The following is a 12,984-nucleotide window of genomic DNA, read 5'->3' on the forward strand; positions in this document are numbered from 1 at the left end:
TTGCATGTATTAGGCACGCCGCCAGCGTTCATCCTGAGCCAGGATCAAACTCTCCATAAAAGAAGTAAGCTTGATAAGCTCATTTTTGATTAGTTAAGCCAATCACTCTGAAGTACTTTTAGTACTCAATTATTGGAATTAACGTTGACATATTGTCATTCAGTTTTCAATGTTCATAATCTATTTTTAAATGGTGGAGACTAGCGGGATCGAACCGCTGACCTCCTGCGTGCAAAGCAGGCGCTCTCCCATCTGAGCTAAGCCCCCATAAGTATTAATAGAAGTCGGGAAGACAGGATTCGAACCTGCGACCCCTTGGTCCCAAACCAAGTGCTCTACCAAGCTGAGCTACTTCCCGTTATTCAAAATGGCGCGCCCGAGAGGAGTCGAACCCCTAGCCTCTTGATCCGTAGTCAAACGCTCTATCCAATTGAGCTACGGGCGCAAAAACAAAAATGGTGCCGAGGACCGGAATCGAACCGGTACGGTAATCACTTACCGCAGGATTTTAAGTCCTGTGCGTCTGCCAGTTCCGCCACCCCGGCAAGAAAAAATAAAAATGGAGCGGAAGACGGGATTCGAACCCGCGACCCCAACCTTGGCAAGGTTGTATTCTACCGCTGAACTACTTCCGCTAAATAATTATTTTTATATATAGTATATTTAAAATGGTGAGCCATAGAGGATTCGAACCTCTGACCCTCTGATTAAAAGTCAGATGCTCTACCAACTGAGCTAATGGCTCTAAAACATGGTGCCGGCCAGAGGACTTGAACCCCCAACCTACTGATTACAAGTCAGTTGCTCTACCAGTTGAGCTAGGCCGGCAAAAATGGTGGAGAATGACGGGTTCGAACCGCCGACCCTCTGCTTGTAAGGCAGATGCTCTCCCAGCTGAGCTAATTCTCCAATTAACAATATCGCCCGGCAACGTCCTACTCTCGCGGAACGTAAGCCCAACTACCATCGGCGCTAAAGAGCTTAACTTCTGTGTTCGGCATGGGAACAGGTGTGACCTCTTTGCTATCGCCACCAGACAATGTTGTTTCGTTTTTGTCTTACCTTATATATTATAAAGAATTCATCAAGGCTTTTCAATAGTAAATTTTACACCTTATTAACTTTCTTTACAAACATCTCGAATTGATATGCGCTTGTTTTCAGCGACCTTTATATAATACACAATTTAGAAACACTCGTCAACACTTTAAGACAAAAAAGTTTACATTTCTTTTAAAAACTCCATCATTCGCATTTTGGAGCCTTCAAAAAGTAGAAAACCGCACACAATATGGAATTGTGTACGGCTTTTAGTTACATTTATTTTTGTCTCATATAAGGGAATAGTAATACATCTCTAATAGAAGCAGAGTTTGTTAATAGCATAACTAATCTATCAATACCTATTCCTAAACCACCTGTTGGAGGCATACCATATTCAAGTGCTTCAATAAAGTCATCATCCATTTCATGCGCTTCATCGTTACCTTGATCTTTTTCTTTCATTTGTGCTTCAAATCTTTCACGTTGATCAATTGGATCATTTAATTCAGTAAATGCATTTGCATGCTCTCTACCAACAATAAATAATTCGAATCTATCAGTGAATCTTGGATCTTCAGGATTTTTCTTAGCTAATGGTGATATTTCGATTGGATGTCCATAAATAAATGTAGGTTGAATAAGTTTCTCTTCGACTCTTTGTTCAAAGAATTCATTCAGAATATGACCATATGTCATACGATCTTCTACTTCTATATTATGTTCTTTTGCTAAAGTATGTGCTTCTTCATCAGTTTTAACTTCATAGAAATCTACACCAGTATATTCTTTAACAGCATCAACCATATGCCATCTTCTCCAGTTAGGAGCTAAATCTATAGATTCTTCGCCATATTGTACAGTTGTAGAACCTAATACTTTTTCAGCGATTGCTGCAACCATAGATTCAGTCAAATCCATAATGTCATTGTAATCAGCATACGCTTCATATAATTCAATCATTGTAAATTCAGGATTATGTCTTGTAGATACACCTTCATTACGGAATACTCTTCCAATTTCATATACTTTCTCTAATCCACCTACGATTAATCGTTTCAAGTGTAATTCAATTGCAATTCTCATGTATAAAGTAGCATCCAGCGCATTGTGATGCGTTACAAAAGGACGAGCTGAAGCGCCACCTGCGATTTGGTGCATCATTGGTGTTTCTACTTCTAAGAAACCTTTATTATTTAAGTAAGTTCTCATTTCTTGAATGATTTGACTTCTTGTAATGAATGTTTTAGTTGATTCTTCACTTGTAATTAAATCTAAGTAACGTTGACGGTAACGTTGTTCTATATCTTGTAAACCATGATATTTATCAGGTAATGGACGTAAAGATTTTGTTAAAACAGTAAATTCTTTCGCTTTAACAGATAATTCTCCAGTATTAGTTTTAAACATAACACCTTTTACGCCTACGATATCACCTAAATCTGCATGCTTCCATATTTCAAATTGTTCGTCACCTACTTGGTCTTTACGAACATAGATTTGAATTTGACCAGTAATATCTTTAACATGTGCAAATCCAGCTTTACCTTTACCTCTTTTAGTCATTAAACGACCTGCGATAGCAACAGCTGATTCGTCTTCTTTATCATGTAATTCTTCTTTACTGAATTCGTCCCATTCTTGGTGTAATGATTTAGAGTCCCCACTACGGACAAATTTCTTACCGAAAGGATCGATACCTAAATCTCTTAATTCTTGTAATTTCTCTCTACGAACCAACATTTGGTCATTCATTTCTTCTGACATGATTTTCCACTCCTTATTTAAATTACACTTGTTATTTTATTTAAACCACACGTAGATTATTTACTTTCACCATTATACTTTACTACATGTTCATCGTTTGGCAATAGCTCCCAAATATATTTCTTCGATATAGGTTCCACAACATTTGAAGCAATGTCATTCAAAGGTATCATCACAAATGCTCTTTCAGTCATTCTTGGGTGAGGCACTTCTAGTTCTGGTGATTGAATAACAGATTGATCATATATTAAAATATCTATATCAATTGTACGTGGTCCCCATCTTTCAACTCGAACACGATGAAGTTGTTGTTCTATCATCATACAAACTTTTAATAATTCTGATGATTCTAATTCAGTTGAGATTTCAATACACATATTCAAAAAATCCGGTTGATCTGTGTATCCTACTGGTTTCGTTTCATATATTGGAGATTCTTGAACAACTTGAATACCATCAATTTCATTCAGCAATTTAACAGCTTCTTGCAGTTGATGTTGCCTATCTCCCATATTACTTCCTAAACCTAAATATGCAGTATGCATTTATCTCTTCCTCACTATCTCAATACCCACACCTTTATAATGTCCAGGTATCGGTGGATTATTTTTAGTAATCTTAACTTTGGTTTCCAATACTCGATTATAGTGTGAAAATAGCTCTTTTGCAATACGTTCAGCAAGATGCTCGATTAATTTTACTGGTTTACCTTCCATAATTTCTTTGACAACTTCAAATACTTCACCGTAGTGAACAGTCTTTTCTAAGTCATCTGTTTCGCCCGCTTCAGAAAGATCTAAATATAATTCTAAATCTACTAAAAAGATTTGTCCTAATTCGTTTTCGGCTTCAATTGCACCATGATATCCATAAAAAGACATGCCTTCTAATATTATTCTATCCATTTAATCGAATCTCCTTCAGAGCATCTATCGTTTTAGCTACTCTTTTGTTCATTTGTACATTGTGGACTCTCACAGCACGTACACCTTTTTCAATTCCATAAGCTGTTGTTGCTGCTGTACCTTCATCACGTTCATCAACATTACTTTCGCCACCTAATAAGTCATTAATTAATCGCTTACGACTTGTCGCAAGCAACACATTATAACCTGTAGCGACCAATTCATCTAATCGTGACATGACAATACGCTCTTCTTCTCTAGACTTTGCAAAACCTATACCAGGATCTAGCCAAATATTTTTTTCGGGTATGCCGCAAATTTCTGCTTGGTTTGCTTGTTTCAATAAAGTAAGTAGCAATTCTTCCATTACTGGTACATCTCTCTTACCGTCGCCGTTATGCATTAACACAATTTCTGCATTATATTCTGCAACGACTTTCAATATATTCGGATCATATAAGCCAGCCCACTGGTCGTTAATCATCGTTACGCCTCTTTTTAAAGATTCTTCAGCAACTTTACTTCTGTATGTATCCACTGAAAGTTGTACATCTAAATCACTGAGCGCTTCTACAACTGGAATGACTCTGTCCAATTCCTCTTCTAAACTCACTTCTGTATAACCTGGGCGAGTAGATACACCACCGATATCAATAATATCCGCACCTTCTGAGATCAGTTTCTCAGCGTGTTGTCTTGCTTTATCTACGCTATTATATGAACCACCGTCAGAAAATGAATCTGGCGTAACATTTAATATACCCATAATTTTCGTATTCACCAAGATAGTCTTCCTTCCTTTTTCATAGATAAATTTATTATAACAAATTTAAAAAATCACGCCTAAATGAAATAACTTCAAAAGTTATTTATTATAGACGTGATACTTATTATATAATCATTTATTTATCAATTAGTCTTCAAAAGCGTAAAGCGGTGTAGATAGGTAACGTTCACCATTACTTGGAAGAACTGTTACTACTGTTTTGCCTTCACCTAGTTCTTTAGCTTTTTTCAATGCAGCTACAATTGCAGCACCAGATGAAATACCACCTAGGATACCTTCTTCTTTAGCAACTTTTCTAGACATTTCCATCGCTTCTTCATTACCTACTTTAATAACATCGTCATAAACATCTGTGTTTAAAGTGTCTGGTACGAAACCTGCACCTAAACCTTGTAATTTATGAGGACCTGGTGAACCACCGCTTAAAATAGGAGAAGCTTCTGGTTCAATCGCAACTACTTGAATATTAGGATATTTTTCTTTAAGAACTTTACCTGCTCCAGATAAAGTACCACCAGTACCTACACCAGCTAAGAAAGCATCGATTTGAAGACCTTCAAATTGTTCAACAAGTTCAGGACCAGTTGTTAATTCATGGACTTTAGGGTTCGCTGGGTTTTCGAATTGTTGTGGTTCAAAATAGCCTTTTTCTTCTTTTAATTCTTTAGCTTTTTTGATAGCACCTTTCATACCTTCTGCACCAGGTGTTAATACTAATTCAGCGCCATAAGCTTTCAATAAAGCACGACGTTCGCTACTCATTGTATCTGGCATTACAAATACAGCTTTATAACCTTTAGCTGCTGCAACCATTGCTAAACCGATACCTGTGTTACCAGATGTTGGTTCAATAATTGTGTCGCCTGGTTTGATTTTGCCTTCTTTTTCAGCTGCTTCAATCATCGCTAAACCAATTCTATCTTTAACTGAGCTACCTGGGTTTTGATATTCTAATTTTACATAAACGTCTGCTGAACCTTCTTCAACTACTTTGTTTAATTTAACTACAGGTGTGTCTCCAATTAATTCTACAATATTATTTACTCTCTTAGCCATTTACGCTTCACTCCTAAACAGTTTTTATACCCTAGTTTATTTATCGGATATAATGATTATAACAAAACTTCATATAAAGTGAAAGTATTTACTAAATTAAAGTGCATTCTTAAGTTCGATTAATTCTTCTTCGCTATATTGATACTTCGTTCTACAGAAATGACATTCTGCTTCAGCGCCATGATCTTCTTTAATCATTGCATCAATTTCTGCTTCTCCAAGACCTTTAATTGCATTTAAGAATTTTTCTCTAGAACAATTACATTTGAATTCAACATCCATATGGTCGATAATTCTAGTATTTTCTTTTCCTAATACTGTTTCAATTATTTCTTCTGGCGTTAATCCTCTATCAATCAATTTAGATACAGGTTCCATTTGATTAATTTTTTCTTCAATTGCTGAAATTGTTTTTTCAGATGCACCAGGCATAAGTTGAATGATGAAACCTCCTGCTGCTTTAATCGTATTATCAGGATTTACTAATACACCTAAACCAACAGCCGAAGGTACTTGTTCACTTGTTACAAAATAATAAGTGAAATCTTCTCCAAGTTCTCCTGAAACAATTGGTGTAGAACCTGTGAAGTAATCTTTCAATCCGATATCTTTAACGACACTTAACATACCGTCTGTTCCAACAGCACGTCTAACATCTAATTTACCTTGATCATTTAATGGGAAATGTGTTTGTGGATTTTGAACGTATCCTCTTACTTCACCTTTTGCATTAGCATCGACCATAATTTTACCAATTGGTCCTCCGCCATCAATTGTTACCGTTAATTTTTCTTCATTTTTCAGCATTGATCCCATCATAACACCAGCTGTCATTGATCTACCTAATGCTGCTGATGCAGTTGGCCATGTGTAATGGCGTGTTTGTGCTTCTTGTACTGTATTTGTTGTTTGAACAGCAAAAGCCCTCACTTCATCATTGAAAGCTAATCCTCTTACTAAATAATCTTTTGTCATGTTTTATACTCCTTCTTTAAAAAAAAGCCCCTCTCAATCTAATTGTTGAAAGGGACTTTTGTGAAATTATTCTTTACGATCTGTCGGTTTATTGTCACCTAGGTCATCGATATTTGGCTCTTGTTCATGAGCTGGTTCGTCTGAATCACTATCTGAATCTGTGTCTTCATTATGTTTTTCATGTGACACTTCTTCTTTTACTTCTTCGTATGATTTACCAACTTCATCATCGTCAATATCTAATGTACCTTCTTGTTGCGTTAAGTCACCTTCATATTTATCTTCATCTGAGTCTTCATTTTGGTTAAGATGAGAATCATCATATTTAACTTCTGGTAACTTACCTTCATGGAATAATGATTGAATTTGTTCAGCTACTAATGTTTCTTCAACTAGAAGTGTCTTAGCAATTAATTCTAATTGTGATTTATGTTCAATTAGAATTTGTTTACAACGTTCGTATTGTTCTTTAATGATACGTTGTACTTCTGAATCAATTTCATAAGCAATTTGGTCTGAATAATTTGGTTCAGATTGCATATCTTTACCTAAAAATACTTGTCCACTATCCGTACTACCAAATTGTAATGGACCTAATTTTTTACTCATACCATATTCAGTAACCATCTTACGCGCAATGTTTGTTGCACGTTGGAAGTCATTATGAGCACCTGTTGATGCTTCTCCAAAGTTTATTTCTTCAGATACACGACCACCAAGTAAACCTACTATCTTATCTAATAATTCTGGTTCAGTCATAAAGTAACGATCTTCTTTAGGAAGCATCATTGCATATCCACCAGCTTGACCACGTGGAACGATCGTAACTTTATGAACCATTTCTGCTTCATCTAATACACAACCGATAATGGTATGACCTGCTTCGTGATAAGCAACAATATTTTTCTCTTTCTCAGAAATCATTCTTGTTTTCTTAGCTGGACCTGCAATAACTCTATCAGTCGCTTCTTCGATATCTCTCATATCAATTTTCGTTTTGTTAGAACGTGCTGCTACTAATGATGCTTCATTTAACAAGTTCTCTAAGTCTGCACCAGAGAAACCAGGTGTTCTTTGAGAAATTGCTTTTAAGTCAACAGTTTCGTCTAACGGTTTATTACGAGCATGTACTTTAAGTACTGCTTCACGTCCTCTTACATCCGGGCGTCCAACTTGGATTTGTCTATCGAAACGTCCTGGACGTAATAACGCAGGGTCTAGAATATCAGGACGGTTAGTAGCAGCTATCATAATGATACCTTCATTTTCACCGAATCCATCCATTTCTACTAATAATTGGTTTAATGTTTGTTCACGTTCATCGTGACCGCCACCAACACCAGCGCCACGTTGACGACCAACAGCATCAATCTCATCTATAAAGATAATACATGGTGCATTCTTCTTAGCGTTCTCGAATAAGTCACGCACACGACTTGCACCGACACCAACGAACATCTCAACAAAGTCTGAACCACTGATTGAGAAGAATGGTGTACCCGCTTCACCTGCTACAGCTCTAGCAAGTAATGTTTTACCTGTACCTGGAGGACCAACTAGTAAGACACCTTTTGGAATACGCGCACCCATTTTCTTGAATTTACGATTATCTTTAAGGAAATCAACTATTTCAACTAATTCTTGTTTCTCTTCATCGGCACCTGCTACATCAGAGAATCTAACACGTTTCTTCTGATTATCATATAGCTTGGCTTTTGACTTACCAAAGTTCATTACTCGGCCGCCGCCACCGCCGCCACCTTGCATTTGGCTTAAGAAGAAGATGAATAAAAATGCAATAATTAAAACTGGGATAAGTGTTGTTAATACACTAACAAACACACTTTGTTTTTCTTCTTCTTTAACATTAAATTTCAAATCATCTTGTTTCTCAGCAGTTGCTGTTATTTTTTTCAAGTCATCTTGGTTATTAAATAAAATAGAAGATGTATATGTTTCATCTTTACCTTTTTTCAATTCACCGCTAACCATATAAACATTCTGTTCTGGTTGAATAGTTAACGTTTTTAAATCGCCTTTTTCTAGCTTCGTCATAAACTCATTATATGTAAGCTGTTTTGGTGATTGTCCATTGCCATTAATGAACTGGAATACACCAAATAGGACGATAGCTAAAAGCGCGATCATTAATATATTACGAAAAGCTTTTTGCATTCAATTTGTCCTCCTACTCAATTAATAAAACTAACAAAAATTTTACCATATTTGTAATTTCTTACGCTAGTAATTAAACTTACTTATATGCATCATTGATATATTTCTGGTTTAAGTGTACCAATGTATGGTAAATTACGATATTTCTCAGCATAATCTAGTCCATATCCTACTACAAATTCATCAGGAATTTTTTCTCCGACATATTTTGCTTCAATGTCTACTTTACGTTTCATTGGTTTATCTAACAATGTTACGATTTCAATAGAGTTAACATTTCTGTATTTCAATAAATCAACGATAGAATTTAAAGTTGTACCTGTTTCTAAAATATCTTCAATTATAATGACATCTCTATTCTCAACAGAAGTACTTAAGTCTTTTAAAATTTTAACTTCTCCAGTTGATTCTGTACCACCGTGATAACTAGAAACATCCATGAAGTCTATTTCTACATGTGTATCAATGTATTTAATTAAATCAGCCATAAACATGATAGAGCCTTTTAAAATACCTACACAGATTGGTGTCTTCCCATTATAATCCTCTGTGATTTGCTTGCCTAATGTTTTGCATCTTTCTTGAATCTGTTCTTCTGATAATACAACAGACTTAATCGAGTCTTTCATTAAAGTCATCTCCAATATAAGTAATAGTTAGTGCGTTTTTAAAGTTAGAATCTATCCAAAAATCACCAATTGCAATAATATCATCACCATCTAAAATAATTGGACAATTGTTTCTTTTATGTATGTCAATCTTGTTGTCAATCATGATTCTATTAACTTTTTTGCGATGTTTATTTCCCCGGTTATAATACTGAACACGATCTCCAGACATTCTCGTTCTTACGAATAAAGGCGATGCTATGTCTTTCGTTTCAATTAACCAATTCCCAAATACATATTGTTCATTACGATTTATAAATTTAGAATTTACATTGAACTCAATATCTTCACATAGTAATAATTTATCATATGCTACTATAAACTGCCAATCATCAGATATAGGAATGACGGATTGTTTTGAAAAATTATTAAATACGCGCATCCATTCTTTATATGACTTCTCACTATATCTTCGTTTAACATATTGAGCCATTAATTGATCTAATACTTGAACCTTAACTAAATCGTTCAGCCGATTAAATGCATCTCGATTAACTTCAACTTGATCAGACAGTTTTATTTCTTTAGCAATAAAAGCATCTGCTTCAGCCACAATTAATTCTCTTGCATCATTCATCCATTGATTTAAATCCAGTAAATGATCTGTTGAAAATTCTTGTCTTTCTTCAATAACAGGCAACAATTGATTTCGTAAATAGTTGCGTGTATATTTGCTATCTTTATTTGAATCATCTTCGTAGTACTTAAAAGCATTTTCTTGTTGGTATTGCTTAATAAATGATTTGGATACATTTAATAATGGTCTGCAAATCATATAATCATTTCTTTTTTGAACTTGTTGAATACCTAAAGGTGCACGGCCAATTCTCCCAGTAAATAATCGATAAGCAATGGTTTCTTTTTGGTCATCCATATGGTGTGCCGTCAACAATACATCGCTACTAGTTTGTTTCATCATTTCATCAAACCATTCATATCTCATTTGTCTAGAAATATCTTGTATGCTCTTATTGTGACTAACCGTTTCGCTCAAATCTAATGTCTTGATATAAATTTCAATATGGTGTTTTTCGCAAAATCGTTTAATAAATTCTGCTTCTTCTCGCGAGGCTTCTCTTAAACCATGGTTGACATGTAAACAAATCAACTTACGATATGTGTCTTTATAAGTTGTATTTAACATGTGTAAAAGTGACATGCTATCTATCCCTGTCGAAACAGCTAAAGCTAAATCATCATCTTGTTGCCAAGTTACATTTAGCATGATTACACACCTCAATTTTCAAAAATTCATTTGATCTTGTCAAAATAAAAAGAGGCTCAACTAATTAGCCTCTTTTTATTATAATCCATTATCGTCTTGCACCTTTACCGCCACGACGTGATTCAGTTTGTCTCTTAATAGATGTTAACTTATCCTCACTATCTTTTAAAAAGTTTGATAATTTCTTCTCAAAGTCTTCAGGCTTAGCTTCTTTCTTAGGCGCTTGGCGCTTTGGACGTTCTTTAGCTTTTTTAATAGATAAACTAATCTTTCCATCATCAGCTACTGTTAATACTTTAACTTCTACTTCATCGCCTACAGTTAAATGGTCATTCACGTTCTCGACGTAGTTATCAGCAACTTCACTGATATGCACAAGGCCACTTTTCCCTTCAGGTAATTCAACAAATGCACCAAAATTCTTAATACCTGTAACTTTCCCTTTGACTTTATTGCCTACTTCAATTGACATATTATTACTGTATCCTCCTGATATAAATTCACTTTAACCTTATTATATGCTTCTATACAAAATTATACAACGCCATAAACAGATTATTTATCATTTTCCGCGTCTTTTTTATCTTCTGGTAATTTAAAAATAATTTCACCGTCATTGCTTAAAAAGTATTCGCTTCTCGCAAGTTTTTCTATATATTCTTTATCGTTCAGTCGTTTAATTTGTTCTTTAAGTTCTATCTCTTTATCTTGCAATTTTTCATATGTTACAGCTTTTTCTTTACGCTCTTGTACTAATTCATCATTGCGATTTTTTTGTAGAAACAGCATGATGATCATAATAACGATTATTAACAATAATACTCCACCAAATAAGGTAAGTCGCTTGCGTATCACTTGGCGCGTTTTATTGACAGTCTTTTTTTGTTTATTTTGGGACTGTGTATATTCATTATCTAGATTTTTAATTTTTTGCGCCATTGGTGTACCTCCTTATTTATATAGAATCTTGAATTTTTTCTTCTTTGATAACTTCAAACATTGTCTTAGCATTTTCTTTATTAGCATGTTCAGACAACCCTGTCACTTTAACAACAATTATTCTATTACCTAATCTAATTTCCAATTCATCTTCAACACTTACAGTCGTTCCTGCTTTAGCAACTTGACCATTTACTTTAACTCTACCTTGGTCACTCACTTCTTTAGCAAGTGTACGACGCTTAATCAGTCTAGATACTTTTAAATATTTATCTAATCTCAAATTGTTAAACCTCCTTTATTTATAAATTCTTTTAATGATTGTTCACCGTATCCCTCTAATTTGGTTTTATCATACAACTTCAAAAAGTAATCAGCAAATATTTTTTCTAGTTTCTCACGTTCAACTTTGCCTTCTTTTTGTTTTTCATTGTTCCAAATTTTCTTGAGGTCTTTAATATCGTCCGCCTCTTGGTCACCAAACACATGTGGATGTCTACGTATCATCTTAGAAGTTAATGTTTGTATCACTTCTCTTACATCAAAGTAAGCTTCTTTCTTTCCAATCGCAGCATGTAGCATCACTTGTAACAATATGTCTCCAAGTTCTTCTATCATATGATCAATATCATCTTCATCAATTGCTTCAATTAATTCAAATGCTTCTTCAAGCACATAACGTTTCAATGTTTCATGGGTTTGTACTTTATCCCAAGGACAGCCTTCTTCAGACACTAATGTATCGATAGTTTGTTCTAAATATTGAAAATCACCATATAGTTGTTCTTCTTTAGTTATTTTCGGAATGAATAAACTTGTTAAATTTGATAACTCAGCATGATGGTCCATTTCATACAATGGACATGAAATCACATCTGCTTCACCTAGTCTTGCATTAGAAACAAGTTTCACAGGGTGATTATCTGGATATCTTTCCATCAATGTGACTTTAATATCCGATGCAACTAATTGATCATACACTTGTGTAATAATCGTATTCGTTCTTATATTTAATAAAGTCTCAGATAAACACGTTCCGTCTAATAATGTAAATCCGTCATTTGGGTCAATATTAACAGCATTGAACATATCATCTAGAAAGCTTTTCCCACCTAACACGTGAACATCAGAGGATTTTTCTAATAGGAGCTGCGTCGTTGTTTCAGCTACCATTGGATCACCAGGTACCGCATAAATGATATTTTCATGTTCAGCCTTTTCAATCAACGTATCGACAATTTCAGAATATACATTAAGAAAATCATTGTGCTTTTCATAAATATAATCAAAACCTTGCCAATTTAAGTCTTCTAATTCTTTAACGACTGGATGGTCTAGCGTACGCGCATATATTACATCAGCTGATTGAAGTTTACGATAAACGCCCATTGGCAATTCTTCTAAACTATAATTACCTAAGCCAACAACTAAAATTTGTTGTGCCAT

At 34.8% G+C, this 12,984-nt stretch carries 13 protein-coding genes, 8 tRNA genes and 2 rRNA genes; all 23 read right to left on the bottom strand.

Annotation, left to right across the window (positions count from 1 at the left end; genetic code table 11):
• Positions 1 to 60, bottom strand: a 16S ribosomal RNA gene (locus LQ675_RS14425); the annotation flags it as partial.
• A 131-nt stretch (positions 61 to 191) separates the two neighbouring features.
• Positions 192 to 267 (bottom strand) — tRNA-Ala (locus LQ675_RS14430).
• Positions 268 to 284: 17 nt separating this feature from the next.
• A tRNA-Pro gene (locus LQ675_RS14435) sits at positions 285 to 358 on the bottom strand.
• 10 nt (positions 359 to 368) lie between these two features.
• A tRNA-Arg gene (locus tag LQ675_RS14440) sits at positions 369 to 445 on the bottom strand.
• 11 nt (positions 446 to 456) lie between these two features.
• A tRNA-Leu gene (locus LQ675_RS14445) sits at positions 457 to 545 on the bottom strand.
• A gap of 15 nt (positions 546 to 560) precedes the next feature.
• Positions 561 to 635 (bottom strand) — tRNA-Gly (locus LQ675_RS14450).
• Positions 636 to 669: 34 nt separating this feature from the next.
• Positions 670 to 745, bottom strand: a tRNA-Lys gene (locus tag LQ675_RS14455).
• 7 nt (positions 746 to 752) lie between these two features.
• Positions 753 to 828 (bottom strand) — tRNA-Thr (locus tag LQ675_RS14460).
• 5 nt (positions 829 to 833) lie between these two features.
• A tRNA-Val gene (locus LQ675_RS14465) sits at positions 834 to 909 on the bottom strand.
• 13 nt (positions 910 to 922) lie between these two features.
• A 5S ribosomal RNA gene (gene rrf / locus LQ675_RS14470) occupies positions 923 to 1,037 on the bottom strand.
• Positions 1,038 to 1,320: 283 nt separating this feature from the next.
• A complete protein-coding gene (gene lysS, locus LQ675_RS14475; RefSeq protein ID WP_049320994.1) occupies positions 1,321 to 2,808 on the bottom strand; it encodes a lysine--tRNA ligase in 1,488 nt (495 codons plus the stop codon).
• Positions 2,809 to 2,864: 56 nt separating this feature from the next.
• A complete protein-coding gene (gene folK / locus LQ675_RS14480; protein WP_048541969.1) occupies positions 2,865 to 3,353 on the bottom strand; it encodes a 2-amino-4-hydroxy-6-hydroxymethyldihydropteridine diphosphokinase in 489 nt (162 codons plus the stop codon).
• Entirely contained in the window at positions 3,354 to 3,713 is a 360-nt protein-coding gene (gene folB / locus LQ675_RS14485; RefSeq protein ID WP_048541967.1) for a dihydroneopterin aldolase, read from the bottom strand.
• Complete coding sequence (folP, locus tag LQ675_RS14490) at positions 3,706 to 4,497, bottom strand: dihydropteroate synthase (protein WP_103354220.1); 792 nt, start codon at positions 4,495 to 4,497, stop codon at positions 3,706 to 3,708. Before folP ends, folB begins: the two co-directional genes overlap by 8 nt.
• A gap of 129 nt (positions 4,498 to 4,626) precedes the next feature.
• Positions 4,627 to 5,556 carry a cysteine synthase A gene (gene cysK, locus LQ675_RS14495; protein WP_058612157.1) on the bottom strand — a complete coding sequence of 310 codons (930 nt, stop codon included), beginning with the start codon at positions 5,554 to 5,556 and terminating at the stop codon, positions 4,627 to 4,629.
• Between the two features lie 96 nt (positions 5,557 to 5,652).
• Positions 5,653 to 6,531, bottom strand: coding sequence for an Hsp33 family molecular chaperone HslO (gene hslO, locus LQ675_RS14500; protein WP_058592437.1), 879 nt, complete (start codon positions 6,529 to 6,531; stop codon positions 5,653 to 5,655).
• 66 nt (positions 6,532 to 6,597) lie between these two features.
• Positions 6,598 to 8,706, bottom strand: a complete 2,109-nt coding sequence (gene ftsH / locus LQ675_RS14505; RefSeq protein ID WP_075578489.1) for an ATP-dependent zinc metalloprotease FtsH — start codon at positions 8,704 to 8,706, stop codon at positions 6,598 to 6,600.
• A gap of 92 nt (positions 8,707 to 8,798) precedes the next feature.
• On the bottom strand, positions 8,799 to 9,335 hold the full coding sequence (hpt, locus tag LQ675_RS14510; RefSeq protein WP_025905559.1) for a hypoxanthine phosphoribosyltransferase: 537 nt from the start codon (positions 9,333 to 9,335) through the stop codon (positions 8,799 to 8,801).
• Complete coding sequence (gene tilS, locus LQ675_RS14515; RefSeq protein WP_048541960.1) at positions 9,319 to 10,599, bottom strand: tRNA lysidine(34) synthetase TilS; 1,281 nt, start codon at positions 10,597 to 10,599, stop codon at positions 9,319 to 9,321. Before tilS ends, hpt begins: the two co-directional genes overlap by 17 nt.
• A gap of 88 nt (positions 10,600 to 10,687) precedes the next feature.
• On the bottom strand, positions 10,688 to 11,071 hold the full coding sequence (locus LQ675_RS14520) for a S1 domain-containing RNA-binding protein (RefSeq protein ID WP_025905561.1): 384 nt from the start codon (positions 11,069 to 11,071) through the stop codon (positions 10,688 to 10,690).
• A gap of 83 nt (positions 11,072 to 11,154) precedes the next feature.
• Positions 11,155 to 11,538, bottom strand: coding sequence for an FtsB family cell division protein (locus tag LQ675_RS14525; RefSeq protein ID WP_025905562.1), 384 nt, complete (start codon positions 11,536 to 11,538; stop codon positions 11,155 to 11,157).
• Between the two features lie 16 nt (positions 11,539 to 11,554).
• Complete coding sequence (locus LQ675_RS14530; protein ID WP_037590337.1) at positions 11,555 to 11,821, bottom strand: RNA-binding S4 domain-containing protein; 267 nt, start codon at positions 11,819 to 11,821, stop codon at positions 11,555 to 11,557.
• Positions 11,818 to 12,984 carry a MazG nucleotide pyrophosphohydrolase domain-containing protein gene (locus LQ675_RS14535; RefSeq protein WP_048541959.1) on the bottom strand — a complete coding sequence of 389 codons (1,167 nt, stop codon included), beginning with the start codon at positions 12,982 to 12,984 and terminating at the stop codon, positions 11,818 to 11,820. The genes LQ675_RS14530 and LQ675_RS14535 overlap by 4 nt, the downstream gene beginning before the upstream one ends.

This window comes from Mammaliicoccus sp. D-M19, assembly GCF_022386695.1.
GTDB lineage: Bacteria > Bacillota > Bacilli > Staphylococcales > Staphylococcaceae > Mammaliicoccus > Mammaliicoccus sciuri.